The 23,390-nt window shown below is 71.6% G+C and carries 17 protein-coding genes and 2 pseudogenes; 6 read left to right on the forward strand and 13 right to left on the reverse strand.

All coding sequences use genetic code 11. The annotated features are described in order from the left end of the window. Positions 1 to 70 precede the first annotated feature (70 nt). Together nusA and rimP are read right to left on the reverse strand one after the other, a co-directional pair. Positions 71 to 1,087 carry a transcription termination factor NusA gene (gene nusA, locus BFF78_RS12635; RefSeq protein ID WP_069778421.1) on the reverse strand — a complete coding sequence of 339 codons (1,017 nt, stop codon included), beginning with the start codon at positions 1,085 to 1,087 and terminating at the stop codon, positions 71 to 73. 2 nt (positions 1,088 to 1,089) lie between these two features. Continuing rightward, positions 1,090 to 1,617 (reverse strand): ribosome maturation factor RimP, encoded by a 528-nt coding sequence (gene rimP, locus BFF78_RS12640; protein ID WP_069778422.1) that lies wholly within the window; start codon positions 1,615 to 1,617, stop codon positions 1,090 to 1,092. 306 nt (positions 1,618 to 1,923) lie between these two features. Between rimP and BFF78_RS12645 the strand changes: the two genes are divergently transcribed. The 3 genes from BFF78_RS12645 to BFF78_RS12655 are packed head-to-tail and all read left to right on the forward strand — an operon-like array spanning position 1,924 to position 3,861. After that, a complete protein-coding gene (locus tag BFF78_RS12645; protein WP_069778423.1) occupies positions 1,924 to 2,424 on the forward strand; it encodes a hypothetical protein in 501 nt (166 codons plus the stop codon). Then, positions 2,421 to 2,912, forward strand: coding sequence for a ferritin-like domain-containing protein (locus tag BFF78_RS12650; protein WP_069778424.1), 492 nt, complete (start codon positions 2,421 to 2,423; stop codon positions 2,910 to 2,912). The genes BFF78_RS12645 and BFF78_RS12650 overlap by 4 nt, the downstream gene beginning before the upstream one ends. Positions 2,913 to 2,961: 49 nt before the next feature. After that, on the forward strand, positions 2,962 to 3,861 hold the full coding sequence (locus BFF78_RS12655; RefSeq protein WP_069778425.1) for an aminoglycoside phosphotransferase family protein: 900 nt from the start codon (positions 2,962 to 2,964) through the stop codon (positions 3,859 to 3,861). Between the two features lie 62 nt (positions 3,862 to 3,923). Here the strand turns inward: BFF78_RS12655 and BFF78_RS12660 are convergent, their stop codons facing one another. From BFF78_RS12660 to dxr, 6 genes are all read right to left on the reverse strand, one after another. After that, a complete protein-coding gene (locus tag BFF78_RS12660; protein ID WP_069778426.1) occupies positions 3,924 to 5,627 on the reverse strand; it encodes a proline--tRNA ligase in 1,704 nt (567 codons plus the stop codon). An 88-nt stretch (positions 5,628 to 5,715) separates the two neighbouring features. Further along, positions 5,716 to 6,246, reverse strand: coding sequence for a GNAT family N-acetyltransferase (locus BFF78_RS12665; protein ID WP_069778427.1), 531 nt, complete (start codon positions 6,244 to 6,246; stop codon positions 5,716 to 5,718). 29 nt (positions 6,247 to 6,275) lie between these two features. Next, positions 6,276 to 7,124 carry a GNAT family N-acetyltransferase gene (locus BFF78_RS12670; RefSeq protein ID WP_069778428.1) on the reverse strand — a complete coding sequence of 283 codons (849 nt, stop codon included), beginning with the start codon at positions 7,122 to 7,124 and terminating at the stop codon, positions 6,276 to 6,278. 169 nt (positions 7,125 to 7,293) lie between these two features. Further along, on the reverse strand, positions 7,294 to 8,451 hold the full coding sequence (gene ispG, locus BFF78_RS12675; RefSeq protein ID WP_069778429.1) for a flavodoxin-dependent (E)-4-hydroxy-3-methylbut-2-enyl-diphosphate synthase: 1,158 nt from the start codon (positions 8,449 to 8,451) through the stop codon (positions 7,294 to 7,296). 170 nt (positions 8,452 to 8,621) lie between these two features. After that, positions 8,622 to 9,911 carry a M50 family metallopeptidase gene (locus tag BFF78_RS12680; protein ID WP_193433655.1) on the reverse strand — a complete coding sequence of 430 codons (1,290 nt, stop codon included), beginning with the start codon at positions 9,909 to 9,911 and terminating at the stop codon, positions 8,622 to 8,624. Between the two features lie 8 nt (positions 9,912 to 9,919). Further along, complete coding sequence (dxr, locus tag BFF78_RS12685; protein ID WP_069778431.1) at positions 9,920 to 11,191, reverse strand: 1-deoxy-D-xylulose-5-phosphate reductoisomerase; 1,272 nt, start codon at positions 11,189 to 11,191, stop codon at positions 9,920 to 9,922. Positions 11,192 to 11,447: 256 nt separating this feature from the next. On the opposite strand from dxr, the gene BFF78_RS12690 reads away from it, so the two are divergent. Further along, positions 11,448 to 11,915, forward strand: coding sequence for a hypothetical protein (locus BFF78_RS12690; protein ID WP_227025825.1), 468 nt, complete (start codon positions 11,448 to 11,450; stop codon positions 11,913 to 11,915). Positions 11,916 to 11,949: 34 nt separating this feature from the next. Here the strand turns inward: BFF78_RS12690 and BFF78_RS12695 are convergent, their stop codons facing one another. Continuing rightward, positions 11,950 to 13,887 (reverse strand): acyl-CoA dehydrogenase family protein, encoded by a 1,938-nt coding sequence (locus BFF78_RS12695; RefSeq protein WP_069778433.1) that lies wholly within the window; start codon positions 13,885 to 13,887, stop codon positions 11,950 to 11,952. Positions 13,888 to 14,049: 162 nt separating this feature from the next. Here BFF78_RS12695 and BFF78_RS12700 point away from each other — a divergent pair. After that, a pseudogene (locus BFF78_RS12700) lies at positions 14,050 to 14,946 on the forward strand (LacI family DNA-binding transcriptional regulator); the annotation flags it as partial. Positions 14,947 to 15,029: 83 nt separating this feature from the next. Next, entirely contained in the window at positions 15,030 to 15,371 is a 342-nt protein-coding gene (locus tag BFF78_RS50140) for a hypothetical protein (protein WP_159032998.1), read from the forward strand. A gap of 216 nt (positions 15,372 to 15,587) precedes the next feature. Here the strand turns inward: BFF78_RS50140 and BFF78_RS12705 are convergent, their stop codons facing one another. From BFF78_RS12705 to BFF78_RS12720, 4 genes and pseudogenes are all read right to left on the reverse strand, one after another. Further along, positions 15,588 to 16,955 carry a S53 family peptidase gene (locus BFF78_RS12705; RefSeq protein WP_069778434.1) on the reverse strand — a complete coding sequence of 456 codons (1,368 nt, stop codon included), beginning with the start codon at positions 16,953 to 16,955 and terminating at the stop codon, positions 15,588 to 15,590. A gap of 246 nt (positions 16,956 to 17,201) precedes the next feature. Next, on the reverse strand, positions 17,202 to 18,647 hold the full coding sequence (locus BFF78_RS12710) for an aldehyde dehydrogenase family protein (protein ID WP_069778435.1): 1,446 nt from the start codon (positions 18,645 to 18,647) through the stop codon (positions 17,202 to 17,204). A gap of 194 nt (positions 18,648 to 18,841) precedes the next feature. Next, positions 18,842 to 20,515 carry a PucR family transcriptional regulator gene (locus BFF78_RS12715; RefSeq protein WP_069778436.1) on the reverse strand — a complete coding sequence of 558 codons (1,674 nt, stop codon included), beginning with the start codon at positions 20,513 to 20,515 and terminating at the stop codon, positions 18,842 to 18,844. Positions 20,516 to 20,662: 147 nt separating this feature from the next. Then, a pseudogene (locus BFF78_RS12720) lies at positions 20,663 to 23,151 on the reverse strand (ATP/GTP-binding protein). Positions 23,152 to 23,390 lie beyond the last annotated feature (239 nt).

A 23,390-nucleotide genomic window follows, 5' to 3' on the forward strand; every position in this document is an offset into this window, starting at 1 on the left:
CCGACCTCACCCCTTTGGGGCAAAGATCGAACGGTTGTTGTCGTAAAACCAAGCGACCTGCGGCTTGGATCTATTCCCCTGAGCGCCCGGCCGCCCGGTCACTCGGCGCCTGCTGCTCGGTGTCCGGGCGGATGTCGATCCGCCAGCCGGTGAGCCGGGCGGCGAGGCGGGCGTTCTGCCCCTCCTTGCCGATCGCCAGCGACAGCTGGTAGTCCGGCACGGTCACCCGGGCGGAGCGGGCGGCCAGGTCCACGACCTCCACCTTGCTCACCCGAGCGGGTGACAGCGCGTTCGCCACCATCTCGGCCGGGTCGTCCGACCAGTCGACGATGTCGATCTTCTCGCCGTTCAGCTCGCCCATCACATTGCGCACCCGGCCGCCCATCGGGCCGATGCAGGCGCCCTTGGCGTTCAGGCCCGAGCGGGTGGACCGTACGGCGATCTTGGTGCGGTGACCGGCCTCACGGGCGATCGCCGCGATCTCGACCGACCCGTCGGCGATCTCCGGCACCTCCAGGGCGAAGAGTTTCTTCACCAGGTTGGGGTGCGTACGGGAGAGGGTGACCGACGGTCCGCGGACGCCCTTGGCCACCCGGACGACGTACGACCGAAGGCGCATGCCGTGCGGGTAGGTCTCGCCCGGCACCTGCTCCTGCACCGGCAGGATGGCCTCCAGCTTGCCGATGTCGACCAGCACGTTCTTCGGGTCGCGGCCCTGCTGGACCACGCCGGTGACGATGTCGCCCTCGCGCCCGGCGTACTCGCCGAGCGTGGCGTCGTCCTCGGCGTCGCGCAGCCGCTGCAGGATCACCTGCTTGGCGGTGGTGGCGGCGATCCGTCCGAAGCCGGTGGGGGTGTCGTCGAACTCGCGGGGCTCCTGGCCCTCCTCGAGGTCCTCGGGGTCCTCCTTCGCCCACACGGTCACATGCCCGGTCTCCCGGTTGAGCTCCACGCGCGCGTGTCGGCGGCTTCCCTCGGTGCGGTGGTAGGCGATGAGGAGGGCCGACTCGATCGCCTCGACCAGCAGGTCGAAGGAGATCTCCTTCTCCCGAACCAAGCCCCGCAGGGCACTCATGTCGATGTCCACGGCTACGCCTCCTCCTCTTCCTTCATTTCCTTCTCGTCCGTGTCGTCGGTCTTGTCTTTGCGGCTGAACTCGACCTGCACCCGCGCCCTGGCGATCTCCGGGAAGCCGAGCCTGCGGCCGGTGGCCTTGCGGCCCTTGACCCCGGGCACCTCGACGTCCAGACCGTCCTCGTCGACCTTCAGGATCCGGGCGATCAGCTCGCCGCCCTCGGTCAGCTGGAACTTCACGAGCCGGCCGGTGGCGCGCACGTAGTGCCGGTGCTCGGTGAGGAGGCGCTCCGCGCCGGGGGTTCCGACCTCCAGGTCGTACGCCGCGTCACCCATCGCGTTGGTCTCGTCGAGCTTCGCCGAGAGCGCACGGCTCACATCGGCGATGGCGTCCAGATCGGCTCCCGTGTCGGAGTCGACGACCACGCGCAGCACCCGCTTGCGTCCTACGGAGTCCACGGCGATCTCTTCGAGATCCAGCCCCTGGGAGGTGACGAGCGGTTCCAGCAGCTCTCGCAGCCTCTCGCTCTGGGTGGTGCTCATCCGGGTGACTCCTCGGCCGCGTGTGCTGTTGTGGGATGGGTCGCGTGTCTGGTCAAAGGGTATCCGGTCGCGGGGGGTGTTGCGTGCGTGTGCCTCCGGCGGTGGGGCCGGTGCGCCTTCGAGCTCGGTTGGCTGGGGTTGTCGGGCGGGTGCGGCTGGTGGGGGGCTATTCGCGCAGTTCCCCGCGCCCCTCGAGGTGGGTCCGCTGAGCCGGTGACATGAGGCGGGGGAATGCGCGGGTACCGTGATCACGGCGGGCTGCCCTCCCGCCCGTGTGTTCGTACGAGCTCCCCGAGGACGTCAGCCGTGCCGTACCCCCCAGCCCTGCACACCCCCTCGGGGCCGCGCAGAAGATCCCTGCTCGTCTCGGCCGCCGGTGCCGCCCTGCTGGTGGGCTGCTCGGCCGATCCGGATCCCGGTGGCGGCGCCGGCTCGTCGGAGTTGGCCCAGGCACGCGCGCGTGCGGCACAGGACAGCCGGGGGCTGCTGGAGCGGTACGACGCCGTCCTCGCCGCGCATCCGGGGCTCGCGCCGCGGCTGCGGCCGCTGCGCGCCCAGGTCGCGGCCCACACCGAGGCCTTCACGGACGGTGCGACGCCCAGGGCGGCCACGCCGCCGGCCTCCCCCGTGCCCGTTCCGGCAAGCGAGAAGGACGCGCTCGCCGACCTGGCCGCCGCCGAGCGCGTGCTCGCCGACTGGCGCACCAAGGACCTGCTCGACGTGCCGGGCGAACTGGCGCGGCTGCTGGCGTCGGTGGCGGCGGCCGGGGCCGCGCACGCGTACCTGCTGACGGAGAGGGCGAAGTGAGCGAGAGGGCGAAGGCGGCCGAACTGACCGCGCTGCAGGCGGCGCTGGCCGCGGAGCACGCGGCGGTGTACGGATACGGCGTCGTCGGCGGCCGGATCGGCGCCGCGCGACGGGCCGAGGCACGGGCGGCGTACAACGCCCACCGCGCGCGCCGGGACGCACTGACCCGCGATGTCCGCGACCTGGGCGGGCAGCCGGTCGCCGCGAACGCCGCGTACGCGCTGCCGTTCCCGGTGCCGGACCAGACCGCGGCCGTACGGCTGGCGGCACAGCTGGAGGAGCGGGTGGCCGGTGTGTACGCCGACCTGGTGCGGGCGGCGACGGGCGAGCGGCGCGGTGCGGCCGCGGCGGCGCTGCGGGAGGCAGCGGTGCGCGCGGTGCGCTGGAGCGGGCAGAGCGTAGCCTTCCCTGGGCTCGCCGAGCGGGCCGGCGAGCCGGCGGGCGCGGCCGGTACCGCGCCGTCGCCCTCCGCCCCGGTGTCGCCGTGACCCGGTGACCCGTACGACACGACCCGGACTGGAAGGGAACGACTCGCGCATGGCTTTCGAACCGCCGCCGCGCCTGGTACGTGCGCTCGGTGAGACGGCACCGGCCGGGGACGACTGGCTGGCGCGGCTGCCGGCGATCGCGGAACAGGCCGTCGCCCGGCGCGAGTTGACCGTGGAGCGGGTCCAGGTGCCGGGCGGGCGCAGCAGCCTGGTGGTGCTGGTGCGGCGGGCGGACGGCACCCCCGCCGTACTGAAACTGGCCCCGCCCAGGGCCCGTCCGGAGAGTGAGCGGGCGGCGCTGGCGCACTGGGGCGGACTGGGCGCCGTACAGCTGCTGGAACGCGATGACGAGGACGGCGTGCTGCTGCTGGAGCGGCTGCACCCGGATGTGTCGGTGCGGTCACTGCCGGAGGCGAAGGCGCTGCTGGAGGCGGCGGGGACGCTGCGGCGGCTGTGGGTCGAGTCGCCGGCCGGTGCCGTCTTCGAGACCGTCGCCGAGCGCACCGGGCGCCAGGCGGCGGCGATGCGGGCGGGCGCGGAGGCCGAGCCCGAGGTGGCCCCGCTGGTCGACGCGGCGCTCGTGGCCCGCGAGGAACTGGTGGCGGCGCCGCCCGAGCACCGGTTGCTGCACGGTACGTTCCGGCAGAGCAAGGTGCTGGCCGGGGAGCGGATGCCGTGGCTGGCCGTGGGGCCGGATCCGGTGGTCGGCGAGTGTGCCTTCGATCTCGCGCGTCTGGTCCGGGACCGGGTGGAGGACCTGATCGCCGCGCCGTCCGGCCCGGCCATCGTACGGCGGCGGATCAAGCGGCTCGCCGAGTCGCTGGAGGTGGATCAGGACCGTCTGCGTGGCTGGACCCTGTTCCGGGCGGTGGAGTCCGGTGTGCGGGCGCTGCGGGTGGGGCGGCCGAAGGACGGGGAGTTGCTGCTGGAGTTCGCCGGCTGGCTGTAGGACACGTCGAAACCCCCCGGGACTCCGCAGGCCTCGGGGGGTTTCTTCGCTGACTTCCGCTGTTACGCCGTCAGGCGGGCGATCGCTTCCTCGACCGGCAGTTCCTCGCGCTCACCGGTCTTGCGGTCCTTGAGCTCCAGGACGCCCTCGCCGGAGCGGCGGCCGGCGACCAGGATCCGGGGTACGCCGATCAGTTCGGCGTCGGTGAACTTCACGCCCGGGGAGACGCCGGCGCGGTCGTCGACCAGGACGCGGACGCCCGCCGCGGCCAGCTTCTCGGCGACGTCGAGGGCCAGCTCGGTCTGCAGGGCCTTGCCGGCGGCGACCACGTGCACGTCGGCCGGGGCGACCTCCTTGGGCCACACCAGGCCCTTGTCGTCGGCGCTCTGCTCGGCGATGGCCGCGACCGCGCGGGAGACGCCGATGCCGTAGGAGCCCATGGTGACGCGGACCGGCTTGCCGTTCTGGCCGAGGACGTCGAGCTTGAGGGCGTCGGTGTACTTGCGGCCCAGCTGGAAGATGTGGCCGATCTCGATGGCGCGGTCCAGCTTCAGGCCGGTGCCGCACTTGGGGCAGGGGTCGCCCTCCTGCACCACGACGACGTCCACGTACGCGTCGGCCTCGAAGTCACGGCCGGCGACGACGTTCCTCGCGTGCGTGTGCTCCTTGTTGGCGCCGGTGATCCAGGCGGTGCCGGGGGCCACGCGCGGGTCGGCGATGTACTTGACCTTCTCGCCCAGGCCCTGCGGCCCGACGTAGCCGCGGACCAGGTCGGGGCGGCCGGCGAAGTCCGCCTCGGTGACCATCTCGACGACGGCCGGGGCGAAGTGCGCCTCGACCTTGTCCAGGTCGACCTCGCGGTCGCCGGGGACGCCGACGGCGACGATCTCGCCGTCCACCTTGACCAGCAGGTTCTTCAGCGTGGCGGAGGCGGGGACGCCGAGGGAGGCGGCCAGGGTCTCGATGGTCGGGGTGTCCGGGGTGGGGATCTCCTCCAGCGCGGGCACGTCCGAGCCGTCGACCGTCTTGAGCGCGTAGGTGATCGCCTCCGTGTTGGCGGCGAAGTCGCAGTTCGGGCAGTCCGCGAAGGTGTCCTCGCCGGCCTCGGCCGGGGCCAGGAACTCCTCCGACTTCGAGCCGCCCATGGCGCCGGCGGTGGCCGCGCAGATGCGGTAGTCGAGGCCGAGGCGCTCGAAGATCCGCTGGTAGGCCTGGCGGTGCAGGGCGTAGGACTGGGCCAGGCCCTCGTCGGCCAGGTCGAAGGAGTAGGAGTCCTTCATCTGGAACTCGCGGCCGCGCAGGATGCCCGCGCGCGGCCGGGCCTCGTCGCGGAACTTGGTCTGGATCTGGTACAGGATCACCGGCAGGTCCTTGTAGGACGTGCACTGGTCCTTGACCAGGAGGGTGAAGATCTCCTCGTGGGTGGGGCCGAGGAGGTAGTCGCCGCCCTTGCGGTCCTTGAGCCGGAACAGCTCCTGGCCGTACTCGTCCCAGCGGCCGGTCGCCTCGTAGGGCTCGCGCGGCAGCAGGGCGGGGAGCAGCACCTCCTGGGCGCCGATGGCGTCCATCTCCTCGCGGACGATCCGCTCGACGTTGGAGAGGACCTTCTTGCCGAGGGGCAGCCAGCTCCAGATACCGGCGGCGGTGCGGCGGACGTAGCCGGCGCGGACGAGGAGCTTGTGGCTGAGGACCTCGGCGTCCGCCGGGTCGTCGCGCAGCGTCTTCGCCATCAACTGGGACATGCGCTGGACCGGTGCGTTGGCCATGGTTCTCGTACTCCTGCCGGGAAAACGGTGATGCAAAGGAGGTTAGCCGGGCTTGCTGTGCCGGTGGAAATCGGTTAACGCCGCGGCTCTATTTGCGGCGCAGCGGCAGGCGGGCGCCCATCACGGCGTACGGCCGCGGTGCGCTCGGGAAGTGGACCTGGCGGGCGAGGTCGACGTACCCGAGGGAGAAGTACAGACCGCGGGCGGGGCTGTCGATGTCGATCGCGGAGAGGATCGAGCGGGGTTCGGCGGCGGTGTCGGTGATCGTGGTGATCAGGCGCCGGCCGATGCCGCGGTTCTGGTGGTCGGGGTGGACGTGCAACTCCGTGATCACGAAGGAGTCGTCCAGCCAGGAGTCGTTGCCGGCCGCGCGGAGGTAGGGCTCCACGACGGTGGACCACCAGTGCGTGCGGCTGTTGGGCATGCCGTAGACGAATCCCACGAGGTGTCGGCCGACGGTCGCGCCCCATGCCCTGGCGCCCGGGAACTGCATATGGCGCTGGACGATCTGGCGGCGTACGGCGACCTCGTCGGGGCCCAGCCCGAAGGCGACGGCCTGGACGGCGAGGGCCTCGTCGACGTGGGCTGCGAGGTCCAAGGGGCCGATGACGAGGTCCATGCCGGGAGGGTACAGGGGGTCCAGGGGGTTCAGAACAGCACGCTCATGAAGGCGCCGACCTCTCGGAAGCCCACGCGCGTGTACGTTCTTCGCGCCGCCGTGTTGAAGTCGTTCACATAGAGACTGACGACCGGGGCCACGTCGGTCAGGGCATACCGCAGGACGGCGGCCATGCCCGGTGCCGCGAAGCCCCTCCCCCGGTATTCGGGGGCCACCCAGACGCCCTGGATCTGGCAGGCCTGGTTCGTCGCCGCGCCGATCTCCGCCTTGAAGACGACCCTGCCCTGCTCGTCGAGGCGGGCGAAGGAGCGGCCGGCGCCCACGAGTTCGGCGACGCGGGCCTGGTACAGCAGACCGCCGTCGCCGGCCAGCGGCGATACGCCGACCTCCTCGGTGAACATCGCCACGCACGCCGGCATGATCGTCTCCATCTCGTCCTTGCGGACGCGGCGGACGTAGGGGTCCGGGGCGGTGTCGGCGGCCATGCGGTCGGTGACCATCAGGGGCTGGTGGGCGCGGACCTCGCGGGCGGGGCCCCAGTGGGGTTCGAGCAGGCGCCACAGCGCGGCGGTGGACTCTGCGGGGCCGACGATGGAGGAGCAGCGCCGGCCGGCCCTCCTCGCCCGGTCCGCGAAGGCGCGGACGGCGCGCGGGGTGGCGCAGACCGGAACCAGGTTGGCGCCCGCGTAGCACAGGGACGTGAGCATGCCGTCCTCGTACCAGCCCCACATCTCGCCACCCAGCCGCCACGGGTCGAGGCCCGCGACCTGGACCCTCGAGGTCACGAAGGCGTTCGCGACCGGCTCGCGGCCGAGGACGGCGAGCGCGGCGTCAAGGTCGCTCGGTTCGAGCACCCGAGAGGTGGTCTGGGTCAACACGTGCGGGGCCTCACCATGGGGTTCTGCTGGTCCCGGCACTGTACCCCGACCGTTTGGGGAGCGCTTCGTGGCAGGGAAGCCCGTGCAGACCTCACGACCGCACCCGGGCGGAGGTACGGCTGAGTCCCGCCACCGGGCGGTGGCGGGACTCAGCGCACGAGTACGGGTGTCAGCCCGCGACCGACACCGACGGCTCGCCGGAGGCCACGCCGTCCTGTTCCATCTGCTCGGCCAGCTTCATGGCCTCCTCGATGAGGGTCTCCACGATCTTGGACTCGGGGACGGTCTTGATGACCTCGCCCTTGACGAAGATCTGGCCCTTGCCGTTGCCGGAGGCGACGCCGAGGTCGGCCTCGCGGGCCTCGCCCGGACCGTTCACCACGCACCCCATGACGGCCACTCGCAGCGGGACCTCCATACCGGTCAGACCGGCCGTGACCTCCTCCGCGAGCTTGTAGACGTCGACCTGGGCGCGGCCGCAGGACGGGCAGGAGACGATCTCCAGGCCGCGCTGGCGGAGGTTCAGGGACTCCAGGATCTGGGTGCCGACCTTGACCTCCTCCACCGGGGGAGCCGACAGGGACACGCGGATCGTGTCGCCGATGCCCTGGGACAGCAGGGCGCCGAACGCCACCGCCGACTTGATCGTGCCCTGGAAGGCCGGGCCCGCCTCCGTCACGCCGAGGTGCAGCGGGTAGTCGCACTGGGCGGCGAGCTGCTTGTACGCCTCGATCATGACGACCGGGTCGTTGTGCTTGACGGAGATCTTGATGTCCCGGAAGTCGTGCTCCTCGAAGAGGGACGCCTCCCACAGGGCGGACTCGACCAGCGCCTCGGGGGTCGCCTTGCCGTACTTCTGGAGCAGGCGCCTGTCCAGGGAGCCGGCGTTGACGCCGATGCGGATCGGGGTGCCGTGGTCCTTGGCGGCCTTGGCGATCTCCCTGACCTTGTCGTCGAACTGCTTGATGTTGCCGGGGTTGACGCGGACCGCGGCGCAGCCGGCCTCGATGGCGGCGAAGACGTACTTGGGCTGGAAGTGGATGTCCGCGATGACGGGGATCTGGGACTTGCGAGCGATGGTCGCCAGGGCGTCCGCGTCGTCCTGTGTCGGGCACGCCACCCGCACGATCTGGCAGCCGGACGCGGTCAGCTCGGCGATCTGCTGGAGGGTGGCGCCGATGTCGGACGTACGGGTCGTGGTCATCGACTGGACCGAGACGGGTGCGTCTCCGCCGACCGCCACGCTTCCGACCTGGATCTGCCGGCTCTTGCGGCGTTCGGCGAGCTTGGTCGGAACGGACGGCATGCCGAGAGAAATCGCAGTCATCTGCTGTGCAACCCCAAGTCGTGGATCAAGGTCCGGTCCCGCGGGCGGGCGGGCTCCAGGCTTCGAGATTACGGCACCGGCCGATGCGCCAGCACATCCCACCCGGTAAACCCACTCAATGGGAGGCGGCCCGGAGTACAGGGTTCCGGGCCGCCTCGAACGCCGTGTGGCTAGGAGATTTTCACCGGGTTAACCACGTCCGCGATCAGCACCAGGATGGTGAAGCAGACGAAGATCCCGGCCACCACGTACGCCACCGGCATCAGCTTGGCCACGTCGAACGGACCGGGGTCCGGGCGGCGCAGCACCCGCGCCAGGTTCCGCCGCAGGGCCTCCCACAGGGCGCCCGCGATGTGCCCGCCGTCGAGCGGGAGCAGCGGGAGCATGTTGAACAGGAACAGCGAGAGGTTGAAGCCGGCCAGCAGCATCACGAAGTTCGCGAGCTGCTGGGAGGCGGGGATGTCCAGCGTGGCGATCTCGCCGGTGATGCGGGCCGCGCCGACGATGCCGATCGGGGAGTCCGGCTGGCGCGGGGCGTTGCCGAAGGCCGCGTCCCACAGGGCCGGGATCTTGGACGGCAGGGCGGCGAGGGAGTCGACGGCGTCGCCGACCCGGTCGGTCATCCAGGTCACCGACTGGCCGAAGTCCTGTTTGACGACGCCGGTGGCCGAGCTGAAGCCGAGGAAGCCGGCCTTGACGTAGCCCTGTACGTACCGTCCGCCGGCATCCTTCTTGGCGACCCAGTTCTCCGTGATCGTCGCGTGCAGGGTCTGCTGCCGGCCCTTGCGGTCGACGACGATCGCGACGTTCTTTCCGGCGCTGTCGCGGATGAGGTCCGAAAGGGTGTTCCAGTCGTTGGTCCGCACGCCGCCGAAGGAGACGATCTTGTCGCCCGCCTTCAGCCCTGCCTGGTGCGCCGGGGAGACCGGGTCCGACTTCCGGCAGGTGTCGCGGTGCTCGCTCTGCTTGATGGCGCACGGCGAGACGGCGGCGACGGTGGTGGTCTGCTGGGGGATGCCGAAGCCCATCAGCACGGTGAAGAACAGGCCGATCGCGAGGATCAGGTTCATGAAGGGGCCCGCGAACATGACGATGACGCGCTTCCAGGGCTTGCGCGTGTAGAACATGCGCGTCTCGTCACCGGGCTGCAGTTCCTCGAAGGCCGCCGAGCGGGCGTCCTCGATCATGCCCCGCCAGGGGGAGGTCGAGCGGGCGGAGATCCGGCCGGCGTCGTCGGGCGGGAACATCCCGATCATGCGGATGTAGCCGCCGAGCGGGACGGCCTTGATGCCGTACTCGGTGTCGCCCTTCTTGCGCGACCAGACGGTCGGGCCGAAGCCGACCATGTACTGCGGGACGCGGATGCCGAAGAGCTTGGCCGTGGACAGGTGCCCCAGCTCGTGCCACGCGATCGAGACGAGCAGGCCGACTGCGAAGACCACTATGCCGAGGATGAACATCAAGGTCGTCATGCACGCGCCTCCGCGGTCGCCGTCGTGGCTGTGAGTTCGCGGGCCCGGGCGCGGGCCCAGGTCTCCGCTTCGAGGACGTCCGACACCGTGAGTGAAGTTCCCGTGGCCGGGGTGCCGTGCTCCTCGACGACCCGGGTGACGGTCTCCATGATCCCGTTGAAGGGCAGGGCGCCGCCCAGGAAGGCCTCGACGCACTCCTCGTTGGCCGCATTGAACACCGCCGGGGCGGTGCCCGCGAGCTGCCCCACGTGCCGGGCGAGGTTCACCGAGGGGAAGGCCTCGTTGTCGAGCGGGAAGAACTCCCAGGTGGAGGCCGTGTTCCAGGAGAAGGCGGGCGCCGCGTCGGGGACGCGCTCGGGCCAGCCCAGACCGATGGCGATCGGCCCGCGCATGTCGGGGGGCGTCGCCTGGGCGATCGTGGATCCGTCGGTGAACTCGACCATCGAGTGGACATACGACTGGGGATGCACGACGACCTCAATGCGGTCGAAGGGAATGTCGTAGAGGAGATGTGCCTCGATGACCTCCAGGCCCTTGTTGACGAGGGTCGCGGAGTTGACCGTGATCACCGGGCCCATCGCCCAGGTGGGGTGGGCGAGGGCGTCCTCGACGGTGACGTCGGCCAGCTCCTGCTTCGTACGGCCGCGGAAGGGGCCGCCGGAGGCGGTGACGACCAGCTTGCGGACGTCGGCGCGGGTGCCCGCGGCGAGGGACTGGAAGAGGGCGGCGTGCTCGGAGTCGACCGGGATGATCTGGCCGGGCTCGGCGAGCGCCTTGACCAGCGGCCCACCGACGATCAGCGACTCCTTGTTGGCGAGCGCCAGGGTGCGGCCCGCCTCCAGGGCGGCCAGGGTGGGTGCGAGGCCGATGGAGCCGGTGATGCCGTTGAGCACCGTGTGACAGTCGGAGGAGGCGATCTGCGCGGCCGCGTCCGGTCCGGCGAGGATCTCCGGCAGCTGTTCCCCGGGGCCGTACGCGGCGGAGAGCGCCTCGCGCAGGGCGGGTACGGCGTCCTCGCGGGCGACCGCGACGGTCCGCACCCGCAGCCGGTGCGCCTGCTCGGCGAGGAGGGACACGCGGCCGCCGTTGGCGGACAGGGCGGTGACCCGGAAGCGGTCGGGGTTGCGCAGCACGAGGTCGATGGCCTGGGTGCCGATGGATCCGGTGGAGCCGAGGATCACCACGTCCTTGGGGCCGTCGCCCGCGAGGGGGTCGTAGACGCGGTGCGGGTCGGCGAGGGGTGCCGGATGGGCGGGGCTGTCGGTCATCCCCCCATTGTTGCCGCATCCGCCGACAGCCCGGACAGGGTGTCCCTCGGGCGGGTGCCTCAGCGGGTTTCGCCGGTGGACCGAGCGGTTTTCCCATAGTGAAGCATCAGTGAAGATCCTGTGATAGCACTTACATGAAGATCCGCACGGGTCGCGGTCTCGCCGAAAAAGTGCACGTTCGGCGGCCGATCATGGCATCCTTCCGTAGGCGCCCGCCAAGAAGGGCCACAAAGGGGGAGGAATCACCATGAACCGCATGCGTACGACCGCGACCGTCCTGGCGACGGCCGGTCTTCTGACTGCCACTCAGCTCGGTCTCGCAGGGGGCGCGTTCGCCGCCGCCCAGGCACCGCAGCGCGCCGGCTGCCCGCTCAACCTGGTCTATCCGACCAGCTTCTACATCAACTCGCACGGGTGGGTGACCAACGGGGGCCTCTACTTCGGCATCAAGAACAAGAGCACGACGCAGAGCTTCAAGAAGGTCAGCTTCACCATCACGAACGTCAAGAACATCCGCTTCGGCTCGGCCACGGCGACGGGCGGCAAGGTCACCCACAAGACGTCGCAGACGGTGACCGTGTACACGGGGACGCTGAACAAGAAGGCGAGCCTCGGGATGAAGGTGCAGACGCATCTGCTCAACACCCACAGCTACCAGCTGAAGTTCACCCTGCGCGGCCAGGGCTGGAACTGCGCCGTGAACCAGGGCACCTGGGGCAACTGACCCCAGGCGCCCGGTCGGGCACGGGGAGCGCGGGTCAGTCGCCGTAGGGGCGGCGTTCGCTCTCCCGCGTCGCGGGCCCGGGGGTCGCGTCCGCGATCCACGGGCCGTCCCCGGAGGGATCGACGATGCCCTCCTCCAGCCACGCGTAGGCCCCGCCGAGAACGCCCTTGACCACCTTGTGGTCGAGGGCGTCGGTGTTGGTCCACAGCCGCTCGAAGAGCTCCTCGACACGGATGCGGGCCTGCCGGCAGAAGGCGTCCGCCAGCTGGTAGGCCTCGCGGCCGTGTTCGTCCCGGCTGCGCAGCATCTCGGCGCGGACACAGGCCGCGCTCATCGCGAACAGTTCGGCGCCGATGTCCACGATCCGCCCGAGGAAGCCCTGCTTGGTCTCCATCCGGCCCTGCCAGCGGGACATGGCGTAGAAGGTGGAGCGGGCCAGCTTGCGGGCGGTGCGCTCGACATAGCGCAGATGCCCGGACAGGTCGACCCCGTGCTTGAACGCGCCGTACGACATGGGCAGTTGCCCTGGCCCGGCGACCAGCTTCGGCAGCCACTTGGCGTAGAAGACGCCCGCGTTCGCGCCCGCCCTCGCCTTGTCGGGCAGGGACTTGTCGGGGTCGATGAGGTCACCGGCGACCGAGAGATGGGCGTCGACGGCCTCGCGGGCGATCAGCAGGTGCATGATCTCCGTGGAGCCCTCGAAGATGCGGTTGATGCGCAGATCCCTGAGCATCTGCTCGGCCGGGACCGCCCGCTCGCCGCGCGCCTTCAGGGACTCGGCCGTCTCGTAGCCGCGTCCGCCGCGGATCTGGACCAGTTCGTCGGCCATCGTCCAGGCCATCTCGGAGCCGTAGAGCTTGGCGAGGGCGGCCTCGATACGGATGTCGTTGCGGTCCTCGTCGGCCATCTGGGAGGAGAGGTCGAGGACGGCCTCCAGCGCGAACGTCGTCGCCGCGATGAACGCGATCTTCGAGCCGACCGCCTCGTGCAGCGCCACCGGCTTGCCCCACTGCTCGCGCTCCGCCGACCACTCGCGGGCGATCTTCAGACACCACTTGCCGGAGCCCGCGCACATCGCGGGCAGCGAGAGCCGGCCGGTGTTGAGGGTGGTGAGCGCGATCTTCAGGCCCGCGCCCTCGGGGCCGATGCGGTGGGCGGCGGGGACCCGGACCTGGTGGAAGCGGGTGACGCCGTTCTCGATGCCGCGCAGGCCCATGAAGGCGTTGCGGTTCTCGACGGTGACGCCCTCCGAGGTCGCCTCCACCACGAACGCGGTGATGCCGCCCTTGTGCCCCTCCGACTTCGGCACCCGCGCCATGACGACGAGCAGGTCGGCGACCACCCCGTTGGTGGTCCACAGTTTCACTCCGTCGAGGACGTAGTCGTCCCCGTCGGGTACGGCCGTGGTGGCGAGGCGGGCCGGGTCGGAGCCGACGTCCGGCTCGGTGAGCAGGAAGGCGGAGATGTCGGTGCGGGCGCAGCGGGGCAGGAAGGCGTCCTTCTGCTCCTGGGTGCCGAACAGCTTCAGCGGCTGCGGGACGCCGATCGACTGGTGGGCGGAGAGCAGCGCGCCGACGGCGGGGCTCACCGAGCCGACCAGGGCGAGAGCCTTGTTGTAGTAGAGCTGGGTGAGACCGAGACCGCCGTACTTGGGGTCGATCTTCATGCCGAGGGCGCCGAGTTCCTTCAGGCCCACCACGACCTCGTCGGGGATGCGGGCCTCGCGCTCGATGCGGGCGGAGTCGATCGTGGACTCGCAGAACGCGCGCAGCTTGGCGAGGAACTCCTCGCCGCGCCGGACGCTCTCGGGGTCCGGGAGCGGGTGGGGGTGGATGAGGTCGAGCCGGAAGCGCCCGAGGAACAGTTCCTTGGCGAAGCTGGGCTTACGCCAGTCCTGTTCCCGGGCGGCCTCCGCCACCCGGCGTGCCTCGCGTTCGGTGACAGTGGTGCGTGACTTGGTGGGGGCGGACATTGAGGCTCACCTCGCCGCAAAGAGGGACGAATTTGACCGTTCGTTACCGACCAGTGCTACTGGATCGTTGGTACCCGAAACGGGCCGACCCCACCACCCCTCGCGCGTCCGATCGGCCGATACGGTTCCTCCGTCGCTCCGCGAGGCAGGCAGTCGTGGCCAAGACTTCTGGGCTACCACCCGAACGCCGGCGCCCGTGCCCAGGCCGGCAAGCGGTCGGACATCATCGCGCTGAAGATCCCGCTGCGCCGACATGTATGTGCCGGTGATGATGGAGATCGCCATCGCGGTGGCCACCACGGCCCGCAACCACGGCTGCGGCGTCCTGCTGCTCACCGGGGAGGAGGGGCCCGACGCGGTGCGCCGGGTGACCGGCAGCGGACTCGCCGACGCGATGATCCTGATGGGCGTCGAGCTGGAGGACGAGCGGCTGCCGCTGCTGCGGGAGACCGACCAGCCCTCGGGCGCTGATCGGCCTGCCCGCCGACACAGCGGGTCTGACCTGCGTGGACCTGGACCGGACGGCGGCCGGCGCGCTGTGCGTGGAGCACCTTGCGGGGCTCGGTCACCATGACATCGCTGTCATCGGCGAGGCCCCGGCCGTCTACGAGCGGCACACCGGTGTCGCCGAGCGCACCCTGGCCGGACTGCGCTCCCGGGCCCGAGAGTCGGGTGTACGGCTGCTGCACCGGCCGTACGGGGGCGGGTACGACGCGATGGCCCTCACCCTCGCCCGGCTCCTCGACGAGCGCCCGGCGACGAGCGGGTCCGTGGTGCAGAACGAGTCGGCGGTGGAGCCGCTGCCCGCGCTGCCGCGCGGGCAGGGCCGGGCCGGGCCGTGGCGGAGGACGTGTCCGTGGCCGCGATCTGCCCGGACCAGGTCGCCGTCCAGGCCTCGGTGCGGCAGACCTCGGTCGCCACCCGGCACAGGAGATGGGCCGGCACGCGGTCGACCATCTGGTGGCCAGGCTGGACGGGCGGGGCGGCGACGAGATCGTGCTGATCGCGCCCGAGCTGACGGTACGGGCGAGTTCGGGACCGGCACCGGCCGCCTCCTGATGTACCTTCCCGTGCGTCCGGGGCACCCCTCTGCCTGCTTCCCCGTCTGCACCCGGTCCTCCCCCACCGTTGCGGATCGAGCCGTGGGGTCGGGACGCGGGGCCCGGGTGCGCGCCCGGCTCGGCGGCCCGGTGCTGGAGGGGCTGCCGGGCGCGCTCCTGGACTCCCCGCCCGCACAGGACGCCACGGCCGCCTGTGCGAGCGGTTCGGCGCGGACCGCGTGGAGTTCGCGGAGGGCGTGGACCGGGTCCGGCTGCGTACCGCCACCGGGGCCTACCTGCACGTGCGCGGCCGACGAGGTGGTGCAGTTCTACGGGCGGGCGGCGGACCCGTCGGCGGTCGGCCCGCGCCGCGAACTCCTCGCCCACCGCCGGCGCGCCCTCGCCCCGGCGAGCCGACCCGTGTCTCCTTCGAAGTCCCGCTGACCGCACGGGAGTTCCGGGACATGGCACAGGGCGGCCGACGGCCGGCCTCGCGGCGGCCGACTTCCACGAGCAGGCCGGCATCGCGATCGTGGACCGGACGCGGACGGCGGGCGATTCGGTGACGCCGGCGGACGGCGGCGCGGCCGAACTGGGACATGCGAAACGGCCCGGGTCCAGGACCCGGGCCGTCGTAGGGGTGACGCGCTGCCGCGATCGTCAGCCGTGGCTCGCCTTGGCGAGGGCCGTGACGAAGCGGAGGGCGTCCAGCGTGCCCACGCCGGTGGCCATGTCGTAGCCGTTGACGGCCTTGTAGCCCTTGACGCCCTGGTAGCTGTTGTCGGTGCCGTCGTTGACGTCGACGAGGCCCGGGTTCTTCTGCTTGAGAAGGGTGTAGAGGGCCGCGTTGATGTCGCCGACGCGGTGGCCGGCCGCCTGGTCGGCCAGGGCGACGATGCCCGAGAAGAGCGGGCTGGCCTCGCTGGTGCCGCCGGAGACGTCCCAGCCGGTGGCGGTCGGGTCGTAGCTGGAGTACACCCAGGCACCGCCGTTGACCGCGGCGGCCATCGAGATGTCCGGGGTGCCGCGGCGGGTGCCGACGACGTTCTTCACACCGTCCTGGAAGCCCGGGCGGGTGAACACGTGGGACTGGCCGCCGCCGCCCGCACCGTAGTCGTTGTAGACGCTGTCCGGCTTGACGCGGTCACCCTTGTCGTTCAGGTGGAGCTGGGTGCCGCCGATGGAGGTGACCAGCGGGTCGGACGACGGCCAGGAGTTGACGGGCTTGTTGTAGTACGTCTTGCCGTCGGCCTTCATGTCGGTGGCGCCGCCGTCACCGGAGGAGGCGAGCACGGTCACGTGCTTGCGCTGCGCGGCCTCGAAGGCGTACCGGAGCTTCTTGATGCTGGAGAAGTCGCCCTTGTCGAAGCCCGGGAAGGTGTTCTCGGTGGCTCCGAAGCTCTGGCTGATGACATCGCCGACGCCGTGGTCGATCAGGGACTTCTCGGCGGACATCATCTCCGGCAGACCGGTGGTGCCCTCGGTCTCGGCGACCGCCGTCTCCACCAGCACGATCTTCGCACCCGGCGCGACGGCGTGCGCCATCTCCACGTCCAGCGTGGTCTCGCCGGCCCAGCCGGTCATGTCGGAGTTCTTGGGGTCGAACTTCGGGACGTGACCCCACTTGACGACCTGCACCTTGGTGCTCGGCAGCCCGAACTGCTTGCTGTAGACGTCCAGGTCGTGCTGGACGGTCGGGGAGCCGAAGGAGTCGACGATGACGATCGTACGGCCCTTGCCCGTGATGCCCTTCTTGTACAGCGGGTTCAGGTCGTACGCGGTGCGGTACTGCAGCGGGTTGTAGCAGTTGATGTGCCACTTGGCCTGGCACTGCGCGATGGGGAGGGGGCTGGCCACGCCGTGGACCAGGTTGTGCCCCGCGATGGCCGGCTGCGCGAAGGTGTGCGGTACGCCGGCGGGCGCGGCGGTGGTGGCGCCGGCCTGGGAGGTGGCCGCCAGTGCGGCGGCGACGAGCGCGACGGTGGCGGCGGACGCCGCGACGCCGCGCCCGGAACGGGCTATGTGCATGTGGTCCCCTGAGTGGTCCTGAAACGTCCTGAGCAGGCTGAACCCGAGTCGGACGAACTGGTCAGGCGCATCCCATCGGGTGAGTCATGGACAGATCAAGACACGCAGCAGGACTCTTGAACAGCCGATGTCGAATCCTTTACCAGGAAGCAGAAATCGAGGAGAAAACGAGCAGAAAACAGGGAAACGGCCGCAGCCCCCGCACAGTGGGCTGCGGCCGTTTCCGGCTGACCTGTCCGTGGCAGGTCAGAGCGCGAGACCGGTCAGGACCAGCACGCGCTCGTATGTGTAGTCGTCCATCGCGAACTTGACGCCCTCACGGCCCACACCGGACTGCTTGGCGCCGCCGTACGGCATCTGGTCGGCGCGGTAGGACGGGACGTCGCCGACCACCACGCCGCCGACCTCCAGGGCGCGGTGGGCGCGGAAGGCGACCTGCAGGTCGTGGGTGAACACGCCTGCCTGGAGGCCGTACTTGGAGTCGTTCACGGCGGCGAAGGCGGCGGCCTCACCGTCCACCTTCTGCACGGTGAGGACGGGTCCGAAGACCTCCTCGCAGGAGAGGGTGACACCGGCCGGTACGTCGGTGAGGACGGTCGGCGCGTAGGAGGCGCCGTCGCGGTCGCCACCGGTGAGCAGCGTGGCGCCGGCCTCGACCGCCTCCTTCACCCAGGACTCCACGCGCTTGGCGGCGTCCTCGCTGACCAGCGGGCCGACGTCCGTCTTGGCGTCGGACGGGTCACCGGTGACCTGGGCCTCGACGGCGGCGACGATGCGCGGCAGCAGGCGGTCGTAGACGGAGGCGTCGGCGATGACGCGCTGCACGGAGATGCAGGACTGGCCGCCCTGGTAGTTGGAGAAGGTCGCGATGCGGGTCGCGGCCCAGTCCAGGTCGGCGTCGGAGGCGTAGTCGCCGAGGACGACCGCCGCGCCGTTGCCGCCCAGCTCCAGCGTGCAGTGCTTGCGCGGCACCGAGTCCATGATCGCGTAGCCGACCTTCTCGGAACCGGTGAAGGAGATCACCGGCAGCCGCTCGTCCTGGACGAGGGCGGGCATGCGGTCGTTGGAGACCGGCAGGATCGACCAGGAGCCGGCGGGCAGCTCGGTCTCGGCCAGCAGGTCACCGATGATCAGGCCGGAGAGGGGGGTGGCCGGGGCCGGCTTGAGGATGATCGGGGCACCGGCGGCGATCGCCGGGGCGACCTTGTGGGCGCACAGGTTCAGCGGGAAGTTGAACGGCGCGATGCCGAGCACGACACCCTTCGGGAAGCGGCGGGTGAGGGCCAGGCGCCCCTGGCCACCGAGGTCGGTGTCGAGCCGCTGGGCCTCGCCGCCGTTGAACCGGCGGGCCTCCTCGGCGGCGAACCGGAACACGGAGACGGCGCGGCCGACTTCGCCACGGGCCCACTTGATCGGCTTGCCGTTCTCGGCGGAGATCAGCTGGGCGATCTCCTCGGTGCGTTCGACCAGTCGCTTGCTGACGTGGTCGAGCGCGGCGGCGCGCACGTGCGCCGGGGTGGCGGCGAACTCGTCCCGCACCGCGTACGCGGCGGCCACGGCCTCCTCGACCTGGGCGTCGGTCGGCACGCTGACCTTGCCGACGATCCGGCCGTCCCACGGGGAGGTGACGTCGAAGGTGTCCTCGCCGGTGACCTGGCGGCCGGCGAGCCAGAAGGCGTGGGTGGAAGTCATGTGCGAGTCCCGGCCTTTCCGCGTTGGGGGGTGCTTGGCTTTCGTGGTCCACGGTAGGGCGGGGCCGACCAGGGGTCGTTTGTCCGAGTCGTAGCAGTAGGGGAACCGGCCACTACTGTTTGGACTACTCGGCTGGGACTGCTCGGCTTGGGCTAGTCGGCTTGGACTGCTCAGCCTGTATTTCTCAGCCTGGGCTATTCGGCGCTGGTCGCCTTCAGGGCGAGCCACAGCTCCATCCGTACGTCGGGATCGTCGAGCGACCGCCCCAGGATCTCCTCCACGCGCCGCATCCGGTACCGCAGGGTGTGCCGGTGCACCCCCAGGTCGGCGGCGGCCGCGTCCCACTGCCCGTGCCGCGACAGCCAGGCCCGCAGTGAGGCCACCAGATCGCCCCGCCCCGTCGCGTCATGCTCGTGCAGCGCCCGCAGCAGCCCGTCCGCGAACGCCTTCACCGCGTCGTCGGCCAGCAACGGCAGCACGGACCCCGCTGCCAGCTGCTCGTGCTCCACCAGCACCCGCCCCCGCCGCCGGGCCACCGACAGCGCCTGTTCGGCCTGCTTGTAGGCCGCGGCGGCGGCGATCGGCCCGGCCGGTGCGGACAGGCCGACGACCAGCTCCGCCTCGTCGCCCCCGGCCTGCTCGGGCACCGCCCGCGCCGCCTCCAGCGCCGCCGCGTACTGCGTACAGGCGGCCACCGCGGCGCCTGAGTCGGCGGCGAGCACCACCAGCCGCTCCCCCTCGGGCACGACCAGCACGGCCTCCCCGGAGCGTGCGGCGGCGGCCTCCACGCTCTCCGCCAGCGCGCCCAGCGGATCACCACCCGTGCCGGGGACGGCTTTGGTGGCACCGCCGCTCGGCACACGCGCGGGGCCGTGACCGTGGGCCTGGGCATGCGCGTCCGCGTGCGCCCGGGCGGCGGATCCCGACACCGACTCGGCGACGATCATCCGGAACGGCGCGTCGAGCAGCCCGCCGTACAGGTCCCCGGCGACGGCCCGGGCGTGGTCGGGCTCGCCGGCGAGCAGCATCCGCAGCACCGCCGAACCGACGCGCTGTTCGGCCGCGTGCAGGGAGCGGGAGCGCTCGGTGGTGAGGGTGAGCAGGGCGATGGCGGAGTGGACGGCGTACCGCTCGGCGGTGCCGAGGGCCGCGGCCGTACCGACGGCGAGCGCGGCGCGCGGCCGGCGGCCCGTGCCGAGGGAGTGCAGCTCTATCCGGTCCTCGTGATCGGGTCCGCCGACGACGGAGGAGGCGGGCGCGGGCCGCTCCCGCAACCGCTCGACGTCCACCGTGAGCCGGGCGGCACGCCGGCCGGCCCACTCGGGCGCGACGGCGACGACGGCGCCGGAGGCGTCGTACAGCGCGGCCCACCCGTCGACCTGCGCGGCGAGCGCGCCGAGCAGCCCCTCGGGCCCGGCGCTCAGGGCCTGCCTGGTCAGCTCGCGCTGCGCGGCGAACCCCGCCGTGACGGAGCGGTACTGGTCGGCGGCGATGGCGGCGGACACGGCCTTGCTGATGGCCAGGAAGGGAGTGCGGCGGGGCACTTCGAGCAGCGGCAGCCCTTCGTCCTGGGCGGCGTCGACGAGAGCCTTGGGGATCTCCTCGTAGTTGACCCCCACGGCGAACCCGAGCCCGACGACGCCGGCCGCGACCAGCCGCTTCACATACCGCCGCATGGCCTCGGGATCCTCCGCGTCCAGCTTCAGCGCGGTGATCAGCAGCAGCTCGCCGCCCTCCATGTACGGCACGGGGTCGGCCAGCTCGCTGACGTGCGCCCAGCGGACGGGCACGTCGAGGCGGTCCTCACCCGCGCGCACGGTCAGCTTGAGCGCGGAGTGGTGGACGAGCGAGGCGAGGGTGGGAGGCATGGGACCTTCACGGAGAGAGGGAGCCACTGATCTCGTCAGATCACGGTTGATCACGATTGATCACGACGGACCGCCGTGATCTTTTGGCCACGGCGTATGAACGACCTACCCCGATTCTGCCTCACCGTACGATCCCCCGCCGCCTCCTCACCCCCTCAGATCCACCAACAACGGCGGCGCGTGCTCCCCCCGCACACTGGTCAACGACAACACGGCATGCCCCGCCGGCACCCCATGAGCCAACTCGGACGCGGACCAACGCTCCCGCTCCACCTGACGGACGGTGACGGCCTCCGTCGTCACCGCCTTACCGGTCACCAGCTTGCGCAGGGCATGAATGGCGCGTGTCATCGGCTGGTCCGCGAAGACGGTGTGCCGGGCCACGTCCCGGGTCTCCACCCACTGCGTGCCCCAGGCGTCCGCGAACCGGGTGCCGTCCCATGTGGTCACCCCGGAGAACGCCATGTGGCAGCCGACGGCCGCGTACAGCGGCCCGTGCAGCGCCTCGGGGACGTCGCCCACCGTACGCAGGGCTAGCACCACGCCCGCGTTGCGGGAGCGTAGGCGCTGGATGCGGCGAAGGGACTCGGCCGTCACCGCGCCGGTGGCGTCGTCGAGGACGAGGCAGGCGAAGTGGGTGCGTTCGCCCGCCTGGGCGACAGTGCCGAACTGGGCGAGCAGCAGCCGGGTGATGATCCGGGCCGCCTCCTCGTGTCCGCGGTCGGGCAGGTCGATGCGGACGCGCAACGGATGGTGGGCGATGGCGCGCAGGGAGAACGGCCGGGCGCTCCCGCCGTCCCCCCGAAGAACTCGGCGAACGCCGGCCGGTCCAGTACGGCGAGCCGGTCGGCCAGAACCGGCCCGGGATCGCCCGCACCGGCCGCCTGCCGGGCCCGCGCGTCGAGTTCGCGGCGCATCGCGGCGTGCTCGTCCCCCACGAGGGCGCCACGCAGCGCGGCCAGGGCCGAGGACTCGTGTTCCAGGAGTTCCCGCAGGGCGGGCAGGGTCGGGAAGCGTCCGTACGCCGCCCGGTAGGGGCCGAGGAGCTGGGCGAGCGCGGTGACCGCCCGCTGACCGGTCACCGCGTCCAGGTCGCCGGCCAGCCCCTCCGCCAGGAAGGCCGCCGCCTCGTCGGGGTCGTCGGAGTCCGCGTACGGGTCGAGGTCGTGCACGGACGCCGGGTCGCCCAGGCGTACGACGACGTCGTACGCCGAGTCGGATCCGAGCGGGGTGCCGGCCGCGCACACGGCTACGACCGCGCACTGTCCGGCCAGTGCCTGCAAGCCGAGCGACTCGACGACGGGCTGGATGAGATGGCGTGTCTTGCCGGCGCCCGAGGGCCCGACGGCCAGCAGCGAGGTGCCCAGGGTGTCCGGTGCGAGAGCCGCCCCGGCGCCGCCGTAGGCGAGCGGGGTGCGATCCCCGGCCACCCACTGTCCGATGCGCACCTGCTGGGTGAGCAGATCGTGACGGGCGCCCCGGCCGGGCAGATCACGCTCGCCGGAGGGGTGGGCCCAGGCGGCGCCGCCCTCGTGCAGCACCGTGTCGGTGAAGGAGGACAGCCGGGCCCGGGCGCGTGCCACGGTCCACATGTGGCCGACCCTGGCGCAGTCGACGTCGTTCATCCGGCCGGCGTCCACCTCGGCGGTGAGCGTGTCCGCGGCCTGGTGCTGGCCGGCCTCGCGCAGTTCGGGCCACCGAGAGGGCCGCCGGTCGACGGACGGCGCTTCGGCCTCGGCCGTCCTCGCCCGGGCGCGCGCGGCGAGCGCCTCCTTTGCGAGGGACCACCAACCACCGATCCGGGCGAACGGCCACAGCACGAGCAGGGTGATGAGCGCGTACAGCCCGTCCGTGAGCAGCTTGGACGCGAACACGCCGTAGTCGCCGCCGTTGATCAGGACGATCAGGGAGAACAGCGGATCCTGAACGGGCAGGGCGTCCCAGCCGAGGCCGAACGCGCTCGGGAAGACGAAGGCCAGCGCGATCAGCGCACCGAGGGCACCGATGAGGGCGCGAGCGGGTTGCTCGCGGCGGGTGACGAAGTGCCGGATGACGTCGGACCAGCTGCCCAGGCGCGCCATCGCGTAGACGAGAACCGCAAAGAACGCACCGTCGGCGACCGTCTTGACCTCGGCACCCTGGTAGCCCTTCGGCGACGCGGTGCCGGGCCACCACCAGTCGTCGGGGGTGAGCAGCTTGAGGATGGTCCACTGGTAGGGGAGGCCGCCGTGCCGCCACAGGGACCACAGGAACAGTCCCGCCACGAGGGGGACGGCGAAGCCCACGATGGTGACCGGGGCCAGGCGCTGTCCCTGGTGTGCCGCCCTGGGCAGGCGGTAGCCGTAGCGCCAGATGCCGGGCTCGGCGGCCGGGCGCGGCTGGTCGAGCCAGTCGGCGACGGGCGAGCGGGGGTGCGGCGGGTGGGAGGCGTAGCCGGGCCGCGCGGCCGGCGGTGGCGTGTCCGGCGCCCGCGCCGGCCGGGGCGGCACGGCGGGGGCCTCGTACGGCGTCGCCCCGCTGTTGTACGGCGCCGCGGGCCCGTTCCGGGGTGCCGCGGGCACGTCCGTCGGCTCCGCCGGCCGCGGCACGGGGTGAGCATGCGTGCCCCGCGCGTCCTGCGTCCCGTCGCTGTCCATTGCCCTTGCCCCCTGACCAGACCTTCCGTCCACCATCAGCGAGTCAATCTAATGCCCTCGCAAGGGGAGTTCGGCGATTGCGTGGCAGGGCACCCGGTCGGATACGAGCACGCCGTCGCGCCCCTCTCCCCGTACCTCTATGTCCACTGCGGACAACGGCCTACCCCGAAGACGCCCACATGGAGCATGCCCACCCCCCACCCCCGGCCCTAGCCTGCGAAGAAAGATAGGTAAGCGGC

Source organism: Streptomyces fodineus (assembly GCF_001735805.1).
GTDB lineage: Bacteria > Actinomycetota > Actinomycetes > Streptomycetales > Streptomycetaceae > Streptomyces > Streptomyces fodineus.

Excerpts from the sequence above, each read along its gene's own strand:
- dxr (WP_069778431.1), bottom strand. The coding sequence starts at position 11,191 with ATGACCGACAGCCCCGCCCATCCGGCACCCCTCGCCGACCCGCACCGC.
- BFF78_RS12660 (WP_069778426.1), bottom strand. The coding sequence starts at position 5,627 with ATGGCCAACGCACCGGTCCAGCGCATGTCCCAGTTGATGGCGAAGACG.
- BFF78_RS12695 (WP_069778433.1), bottom strand. The coding sequence starts at position 13,887 with ATGTCCGCCCCCACCAAGTCACGCACCACTGTCACCGAACGCGAGGCA.
- BFF78_RS12715 (WP_069778436.1), bottom strand. The coding sequence starts at position 20,515 with ATGCCTCCCACCCTCGCCTCGCTCGTCCACCACTCCGCGCTCAAGCTG.
- ispG (WP_069778429.1), bottom strand. The coding sequence starts at position 8,451 with ATGACTGCGATTTCTCTCGGCATGCCGTCCGTTCCGACCAAGCTCGCC.
- BFF78_RS12665 (WP_069778427.1), bottom strand. The coding sequence starts at position 6,246 with ATGGACCTCGTCATCGGCCCCTTGGACCTCGCAGCCCACGTCGACGAG.
- BFF78_RS12680 (WP_193433655.1), bottom strand. The coding sequence starts at position 9,911 with ATGTTCATCCTCGGCATAGTGGTCTTCGCAGTCGGCCTGCTCGTCTCG.
- BFF78_RS12705 (WP_069778434.1), bottom strand. The coding sequence starts at position 16,955 with ATGCACATAGCCCGTTCCGGGCGCGGCGTCGCGGCGTCCGCCGCCACC.
- BFF78_RS12655 (WP_069778425.1), top strand. The coding sequence starts at position 2,962 with ATGGCTTTCGAACCGCCGCCGCGCCTGGTACGTGCGCTCGGTGAGACG.
- rimP (WP_069778422.1), bottom strand. The coding sequence starts at position 1,617 with ATGAGCACCACCCAGAGCGAGAGGCTGCGAGAGCTGCTGGAACCGCTC.
- BFF78_RS12690 (WP_227025825.1), top strand. The coding sequence starts at position 11,448 with ATGCGTACGACCGCGACCGTCCTGGCGACGGCCGGTCTTCTGACTGCC.
- BFF78_RS12710 (WP_069778435.1), bottom strand. The coding sequence starts at position 18,647 with ATGACTTCCACCCACGCCTTCTGGCTCGCCGGCCGCCAGGTCACCGGC.